Origin of the sequence: Clostridium polyendosporum, from assembly GCF_018332455.1 — a bacterium.
Taxonomy (GTDB): Bacteria; Bacillota; Clostridia; order Clostridiales; family Clostridiaceae; genus Clostridium_AY; species Clostridium_AY polyendosporum.
The window spans coordinates 46,770-54,619 of the sequence record NZ_BOPZ01000025.1 but is presented as its reverse complement, the minus strand read 5'-3'; the positions used below and the strand labels follow the sequence as shown (position 1 = coordinate 54,619).

Genomic DNA, 7,850 nt, shown 5'->3' with positions numbered 1-7,850 from the left:
ATTTATATAAAATTTTATTCAAATTAATAGAAAAGCTCTCTTTTAAAATTTATCCACAAGTTTGCTAGAAAAACCCCCTGTTTAAAAAACAGAGGGTTTTTCAGCAAACTGAAAAAATAGACTGAGATTATTCTCAGTCTATTTTTTACACAGTATTAAACAACAACGATATTGCACATTAATTATATCAAATATTTTCAATAATTCTAATGAGATGATATAAATATGCCAAAAGCTTTAAATATACTCTAAAGCTCTTATGTGATAGCATAGGGAGCTATCCTCTAGGAGCGTACATAATTATGGTAACACCAACTAATGCAATAAAACCACCAATTAAATCAAACTTATCTGGAATTATATTATCAATCTTCCAACCCCATAAAATCGATAAAACAATAAAAATTCCACCATAGGTTGCATATACTCTACCGAAATTAGCATTTAGAGGTTGCAATGTAGGAATAACACCATATAAAATTAACACTATCGCTCCAGTAATTCCATACCATATGTCTTTTCCTTCACGCAACCATAGCCATACAAGGTAGCCACCTCCTATCTCAAATACTCCTGCTAATATAAAATAAAATAATGACTTCATATTATCCAAGTATATTCCTCCTTCGTTAAATCCTATATTAGTAAACGGTAATTTACAACAGCGACATAATTTAAAATCATTATACCAAATGTTTGAAACACAGCCCATAATAAAAAACTCTGAAATAATTCAGAGTTTAATTTGTTATTATAGGATTTATATATGTATACTCTCCTTCTTTATATACTTGATGACGTAGTATCTCCGATGCGGCAGCGCCTTAGCTAGCTCCTAGCTTAGGCAGTGACATATTGGAAACACGGTATTATACGATACAATTAGTTTCATAACCTGATATTTTGAATGTCTTTTTTCTGTAAACACATAAGCCTTGTGTTGCTCCAATTTAACTGTTTATAGAAGGCTAATGCTGAAGAATTGTTTATATCTGCGAGCAACTGTAATCTCCTAGCCCCTTTTTGAAATGCCCAACTTTCTATTACGCTAATAAGTTCTCTTCCAATGCCTTGTCTTCTATAATTTTGATCAATAACTACATCTTCTACCAAAACCGATATACCACCTTCAGCAGTTGAAACCAAAGTTTGACCTGAAATCATTCCTACAACTTGCTGTTCAAATTCGGCTATAAATATACAACGATTTTTCTGGTCCTCAAGCATCATCTCAAGGCCTTGTCTCTGCTTTTCTTCATCAAAAACAAAATCTTCCTCAATAGAAAAAAGAGCTCTTAGTAGTTCAATTAGCATTTGAATATCGCTATGTTGTGCATTTCTTATAGTAAAATCTGTTTTCACTATCAAATCTCCTCTCTGTTCCCTTTTTACAAACTCTAAATACAATCTTAGCTTTTAAATACTTGATCAAGTATTACTTCACCTTAAACGTATCGTATAACTATGGTATTCCCGACAGTTATGTATGAGTTATAACTCCCTATAATGGTAGACCTAATGCATGGCATTTTTATAAACTTACTTCATTACTAACATTAGCTTTATCGATAGTTTGTTTTATTAAGGCAAGAAAAAATATTGATTTAAAAACTGTGTAACTAGCCTTAAACCTTTTGTTTTAAAACTCAGTATAAAAAAATATATATATATTTGCTTTTGAATATAGGATCCATAACATTCTTAAAATACAATAAAAATAGCTTACTTCGCAGTAAATTACGATTGTGATATGACTATTATACCAAATATATCCTAGTTAAAAACACCTTAATTTGTATAATATAGTTTGTCATGATTCTACCATGCTAAAAAGGGATATTTTTGTGACTTATAGTGAAAAAAGCGGCTTTCGTCTAAGTTTTTATGATGCGAAAGTTGAGACATTAACTCCTAATATATATTAAACTATTCTTCCTCTTCTAACTTCTTTAATCTCTTTTACTACTTCTAAATCTATTCCATTTTCATCAGCAATATATCCGTTTGAATCAGAACATGTGATAACCTTGGCACCTAACTCAGCTGCTTTTTTAATAGCATAAATTGCTACATTGCCAGAACCCGGAATTACTACAGTCTTATCTTTTAAGCTTACCCCATTGTCCTTTAACACCTCTTCAGTAAAGTAAATCAATCCGTAGCCCGTTGCCTCCGTTCTGCCAAGACTACCTCCGTAGTTTAATCCCTTACCAGTTAGTACTCCCTGCTCATTTGAACTTTTAAGCTTGTTGTAATAATCATACATAATATCATGAACACCCGCTAGTATAACACTATGAAATGCAAAATCTTTATCTTGCTGTCTTTAAATAAATGATACAAGGAAGCATAAAAATCAATAAAATTCTGATACTACACGCTTTACAGTAATCAAGGTCTTAAAAATCAGTGACAATATTAAGTAAAACTTAAATCCATCTTATAAAAAGTACTATTTTGAGGTAATTCCATTCTAAAACAGGAACATTTTTGAATTTTTATTTTTATTAAATCTATGCCGCATTCTACAACATGTCCACCAATCTTTTTATCTGCACTTATAAAATGAAAATGATAACTTGGCACACTTAACCCATCAACATACTCTGGACATCTAAACCCAACCATATTACCTTTTATATTTACATACTCAAAAACAGGTTGGTTTTTTACCACTTCAGTAAAAGGTTTATAGGGTTTCTCTTGTTTCACCACATTTCTTGTTTTTACATACTTAAATTCACCTTCTATACTAAATGCATAAAAAATATTTTTACTTTCGATAAGCTTATTTAATCTTTTTATAAGCTCTTTAAAATTACAGCAATCTTTAATTGTAAACTCTTTATAATCGTTAAATTTTGTCACCATAGCAAAAGGAGCAGTTACACTTTCATCACATAAACATATACTACCATCAGGATTTGTTCTATAGAAATTGCCATCCAAAAGTGTTAATTCACCATCAAGACCTTTAAATGTTCCTAGCCCCAAATCACCATTTTCTTTTAATTTACTTAGAGATATGCATTCATCATATAGACCTGACATTAATGCACCTATAGTAGACATTTGATATATATTATTTGAAACTTGTTGTGCATTCATCCTTATCTCTCTCCTCCAAAGTTCTTTCAATCTATTACTCCTCTTTAATAATGATTTTTATTATTAATTTTTATGACATACTTTTCTATCTGTTAACCAGCGAAGGTTTGCTGATACTACCCCGATATAGCCTTCTTCTCTTTTTCTAAATCTATATGAGACCATTCCTATCATTTGATATCTCCATAATACATTTCTGTATAATCTTCTCTATATGTACCCATGAGCGCCTAGAAAACGCAATTTTCACATCAGATTTTTTTGATTCTTCTTTTGCAATCTCTACCAATTTATGGCCTACGTAATCTACCAAAACCAGTACTAAATCCGTTTTTCCCGGTATTTTTATTTTTTTATCTCCATTTTTTCTACCACTTATGTGCGCTACATTTTCAAAACCACTTTCTATTAATTTGTCAGTTATGTTGCCAAGTCTATCTCCCCCTATAAGTAAAATACTCATAGAATTTCTCCTTTCTTAATTGTAAGGCATATATCTATTGATATAGATAATTATTATCATTCAAATCACAGACTTTACCCTATAAAATTAAAATCTTGTTACCTATAACTGTACTAATTTTCTTAACAAAACCTTCTGATTTTTCTCACATATGAATAAATCACTTTTAACTGTTGGTATACGATAAGAAGGCAGCTTCATTGCATGTATTGGATCTCCTATAGGAGTTTTCCTTCTACCAAACTTCAGTACCTTTAACTATTTCCATGTTCATTATTCTTCTTCGTATTCTACTTTGTGGAACTGCTTTCATCACCTTAACATTAAGCTTAACTTCCACTTCATATAATCCTATTAATTTTGAAATAATCCTGCCCCTTAGATATTAGTTGAAATTCATTATCAATTAATATCTAAAAAAATATCGCCATCTAAACACTTCTTAACGATAACGATTCTCAATGTAATTATACTATTTTATTCTATAATTGTAAATACCTTATGTACTTTTTTCTATATTATTAGTTCCTGCTTTACTAATAAATTTATCTAGAAATACATCAAATTGCTCTTCTGTCATAACAAACATCTTCTTATTTCTATATTGTTTCAGCTAGTATCTCACTGAACATACCACAGCTTTACAAATAAAAATTTCATTTATCTTAAATTTATTGCTTTTCTCATACCAGTTTGGTTTGGTAAAGATATTGTTGTACACAAAAAGCTTCCGCAAAATTTAACTACCCTAAGTGTAAATATTATAGTTAATGGCCATTTTAACGGACCCGTTGCCCTATTTTCTATATCTTTTTTGCAATCGGCTGCCTTTGATGATAAGTATATAAATACTTAAACCCAAGTTCTGAAAGCATATTTACTGCATATCTAATATCCCTTCCTACATCACCCTTTACATGAGCATCCGAACCAATAGTAACAATTTCTCCACCAATTTCTTTATATAGCTTCAAAACAGATATTGACGGCATTGTTTCTTTCACAGATGACCTTAATCCTGAGGTATTAACTTCTATACCCTTATCATTTTTAATTATCCCTCTTAGCACCTCCGCTATCACATCTCTATAATATTCATATGAATAATTTCCATGACTATCATATGAATATCTCTTCATAAGATCTAAATGAGCGACAACATCTACATATTGAGAAGAAGATAGTTTGCTCAATTCTTTAAAGTACGCATCCCAAATCTCCTTATTATCTCTACCTTCTATGTACCTACTTATCCCTCCAAATCCGATATTATGAACAGAACCTAACAAAAAATCAAAAGGCAGCTTTGTCAATTCACAACTCAGCTTATATTCATCTTCAAAAGGCTCGCCAATTTCAATACCCATTTTCATAGTAATTTTACCTTTAAAAATGTCCCTACAAGCATTAATCTCAGAAAAATACTTGCTAAAATCAATAAATCCGTTAGATTTTGACCCTTCTTTTACAGAAAAATGCTCTGTAAAGCAGATTTCGTCTATCCCCTCAACTATTGCTTGTTCACACATTACAGTCATAGTTTCATTAGAATCAAAAGAATTATTTGTATGAATATGATAATCAGATAAATACATAATAAAAATTCCTCTCTTTTATTTTAATATTATAACAATTACAAAGACTCAGCCTGAGACTGAGTTTTAACAAATATACTATTACTGTGAAGGAATATTTCCATAGGTGAAGCATTACAACACATACAATGGCAATGCCCTCTGGAATACCGTAAGGTGCGGACAGGATAGACACATTCTTTAAGCAGTAAACAATCGGCAAACCGATTGCCGCAAAAGGAAGTACATTCCCCAAATAGAGAATATATTTTGGTGTTTCCTTGCTATTTGGAAAAAGGATAAAGGACATCCCCCTCGTCAAAAAGGTTCCCAGTGTAATAAGTGAAACCAAAACTAGTGATTGCTGTACGCTAAGAATCATTTCTCTACCCCCTTCTCAATTGGTTTTCTAAATAAAGTCAATACCACTATAATTAGAATCATAGATGGAATAATAAAGTTTCGTGAACCAAACAAAAGTAAACAAAGTACCGACGCTGCTATGCCAATCAGTGCAGGGGTATGATTCTTTTGGGTTATCTTTAAATATTGTTTCTATAATTTTTTCTCTGAGTTTTCTTGCTTATCAAGACCCTTATTTAAATACTCTGATCCAAAGCTATGCATCATTCCTAGGATAGGAATTAAATTCTTGCCCACTTCTGTTAATCCATACTCCACCTTTGGAGGCACAACAGCATATACTTTTCTGTAAATAAGATTATCTTCTTCTAAACTCCTCAGTTGTTGAGTAAGCATTTTTTGAGTAACATAGGGCAATTTATTTTTAATATCACTAAATCTAAGTGTGTTGTAACTCAAATACCACAAAATTAGTATTTTCCACTTACCCGATAGTATTCTTTGTACCAAAACCATTGGACATATATCATACTTAAGACATTGTTCTTTCATGTGGCATTGTTCATGTCGTTTATTTTCTTCCAAAGTTTTTCCTCCTCTCAATAGTATCTTTTTAGTTACTATGACACTAAATAGTAACTACTTGTTACAAAAGCATGTAATTGCTATCATTATAGCATAGTAAATAAGCTTTCCTCAAGAAACCAATATTCTATATTCGAATCCAAATTATACACTGTTTACAAAATTACAAAATAAAGATAGTTTTCCTTCTATACTAGAGACTATAGTTTAATTTAGATACCTACAAAATAATTGGCATCAAAGTTTAATTTGCTCGAAATTTATTTACTAGAGTAGCTAAATCCAATTTGCACTTCCTCCCCTATGAATTTGAAGGAGAAAATGATTCTATTACTACCTAAAATATTATTTTAATGCTGCACCTGTATTTGCTGAAGTAACTAATTTTGCGTATCTGCTTAAATATCCTTTTGTCACTTTAGGATTTATTGGTTTGAATTTTAATTTTCTTCTTTCGATTTCCTCATTATCTACTTTCAACTCAAGGATTTTATTTGGTATATCGATGAATATTGTATCGTTCTCCTCTACAATTCCAATGATACCACCTTCCATTGCCTCAGGAGATATATGTCCAATAGAAGCTCCTCTTGTTGCACCTGAAAACCTTCCATCTGTTAAAAGTGCAACATCTTTATCTAGTCCCATTCCAGCTATTGCTGCTGTTGGAGAAAGCATTTCCCGCATACCTGGTCCTCCTTTTGGACCTTCATATCTAATAACAATAACATCACCTTTTTTAATTTTCCCTGCAAATATTGCTTGCGATGCCTCCTCTTCTGAATTAAATACACGGGCAGGTCCTTCATGTACTAACATTTCTTTAGCAACTGCTGATTCTTTTACTACTGCTCCATCCATCGCTAGATTACCATGTAGTATAGCTAATCCACCTTTAAAGCTATATGGGTTCTCAACAGTGTGTATAACATCCACATTTCTTATTTTGTAATTTCGCAAATTCTCTTCCACTGTTTTCCCAGTAATACTTATACACTCTTCATTGATTAAACTCAATTTGCTTAATTCTTTCATAATTGCTGGTATGCCTCCAGCGTAGTGAAGATCTTCCATATGATACTTTCCACTAGGACTCAACTTTGTTAAACGAGGTGTTTTAGCACTAATTTCATCAAAAAGATCTAGATTAAGTTGTATATCTGCCTCATGTGCTATTGCAGGAAGATGGAGTACAGTATACGAAGACATTGTGTTGTACGAAATGTCATTCACCATCCTTTTGCTGAATCACAGATGTTGAGGTAACTAATTCATTTTTTCCAAGGTTGTTTGTTGTAACAAATATAATCTTTATCATTAACATCTTCTAACCATAGATATGTAAATGCTCTGATCTTGTTTTCTTTTACAAGGACATCCACTTCAATTCTTGTATATTCTTCTCCTTCAAACTCATCTAAAATCTTTAATAAATCTTCCTCAATCTTATAAAGTTCACCTTTAACTCTTGAATTTTGTTTTCTAATAATCCCCGGATAGTTTTCAGTAACATTATATAATCCAAAATCTAATATTTCTGCTTCACATATGAATTCTTGGTTAATCAAATATTGATGATTGATTAGTCCCTTCATTAAAGTTCCATAAACAAATAAATAATGTTGTATTTTATTCATATTCTAAAATCCCTTCTAACTTATGATTTTACTGTTTTTATGTTTTTCTGCCTAACGCGATGTGAGGCTTATTTTTAATAAAAGGTGAATGGCATTTTGTATAACTATGGTATTCTTGCC

8 protein-coding genes and 2 pseudogenes are annotated in these 7,850 nt (G+C 31.3%); all 10 read right to left on the bottom strand.

Annotated elements, in window-relative coordinates:
• Positions 1-277: 277 nt before the first annotated feature.
• Positions 278-604, bottom strand: a complete 327-nt coding sequence (locus CPJCM30710_RS13495; RefSeq protein ID WP_407644996.1) for a YnfA family protein — start codon at positions 602-604, stop codon at positions 278-280.
• A gap of 284 nt (positions 605-888) precedes the next feature.
• The gene (locus tag CPJCM30710_RS13490) at positions 889-1,362 is read right to left on the bottom strand and encodes a GNAT family N-acetyltransferase (RefSeq protein WP_308442616.1); all 474 of its coding nucleotides are present in this window, start codon (positions 1,360-1,362) and stop codon (positions 889-891) included.
• 565 nt (positions 1,363-1,927) lie between these two features.
• A pseudogene (locus CPJCM30710_RS13485) lies at positions 1,928-2,266 on the bottom strand (NADP-specific glutamate dehydrogenase); the annotation flags it as partial.
• A gap of 152 nt (positions 2,267-2,418) precedes the next feature.
• A complete protein-coding gene (budA, locus tag CPJCM30710_RS13480; RefSeq protein WP_246503542.1) occupies positions 2,419-3,138 on the bottom strand; it encodes an acetolactate decarboxylase in 720 nt (239 codons plus the stop codon).
• Between the two features lie 121 nt (positions 3,139-3,259).
• Complete coding sequence (locus tag CPJCM30710_RS13475; RefSeq protein WP_212904694.1) at positions 3,260-3,571, bottom strand: DUF2325 domain-containing protein; 312 nt, start codon at positions 3,569-3,571, stop codon at positions 3,260-3,262.
• A gap of 803 nt (positions 3,572-4,374) precedes the next feature.
• Positions 4,375-5,166 carry a histidinol-phosphatase HisJ family protein gene (locus CPJCM30710_RS13470; RefSeq protein WP_212904693.1) on the bottom strand — a complete coding sequence of 264 codons (792 nt, stop codon included), beginning with the start codon at positions 5,164-5,166 and terminating at the stop codon, positions 4,375-4,377.
• Positions 5,153-5,527 (bottom strand): branched-chain amino acid transporter permease, encoded by a 375-nt coding sequence (locus CPJCM30710_RS13465; protein WP_212904692.1) that lies wholly within the window; start codon positions 5,525-5,527, stop codon positions 5,153-5,155. Before CPJCM30710_RS13465 ends, CPJCM30710_RS13470 begins: the two co-directional genes overlap by 14 nt.
• A 173-nt stretch (positions 5,528-5,700) precedes the next feature.
• Positions 5,701-6,060 (bottom strand): winged helix-turn-helix transcriptional regulator, encoded by a 360-nt coding sequence (locus tag CPJCM30710_RS13460; protein ID WP_212904700.1) that lies wholly within the window; start codon positions 6,058-6,060, stop codon positions 5,701-5,703.
• A gap of 378 nt (positions 6,061-6,438) precedes the next feature.
• Positions 6,439-7,299 (bottom strand): annotated as a pseudogene (locus CPJCM30710_RS13455) (dihydroxy-acid dehydratase domain-containing protein); the annotation flags it as partial.
• 65 nt (positions 7,300-7,364) lie between these two features.
• On the bottom strand, positions 7,365-7,730 hold the full coding sequence (locus CPJCM30710_RS13450; protein ID WP_212904690.1) for a gamma-glutamylcyclotransferase family protein: 366 nt from the start codon (positions 7,728-7,730) through the stop codon (positions 7,365-7,367).
• Positions 7,731-7,850 lie beyond the last annotated feature (120 nt).

What these genes read in the sequence shown, in the direction of transcription:
- CPJCM30710_RS13450 (WP_212904690.1), bottom strand. Translation starts at nt 7,730, where the DNA reads ATGAATAAAATACAACATTATTTATTTGTTTATGGAACTTTAATGAAG.
- CPJCM30710_RS13465 (WP_212904692.1), bottom strand. Translation starts at nt 5,527, where the DNA reads ATGATTCTTAGCGTACAGCAATCACTAGTTTTGGTTTCACTTATTACA.
- CPJCM30710_RS13470 (WP_212904693.1), bottom strand. Translation starts at nt 5,166, where the DNA reads ATGTATTTATCTGATTATCATATTCATACAAATAATTCTTTTGATTCT.
- CPJCM30710_RS13475 (WP_212904694.1), bottom strand. Translation starts at nt 3,571, where the DNA reads ATGAGTATTTTACTTATAGGGGGAGATAGACTTGGCAACATAACTGAC.
- CPJCM30710_RS13460 (WP_212904700.1), bottom strand. Translation starts at nt 6,060, where the DNA reads ATGAAAGAACAATGTCTTAAGTATGATATATGTCCAATGGTTTTGGTA.
- CPJCM30710_RS13495 (WP_407644996.1), bottom strand. Translation starts at nt 604, where the DNA reads ATGAAGTCATTATTTTATTTTATATTAGCAGGAGTATTTGAGATAGGA.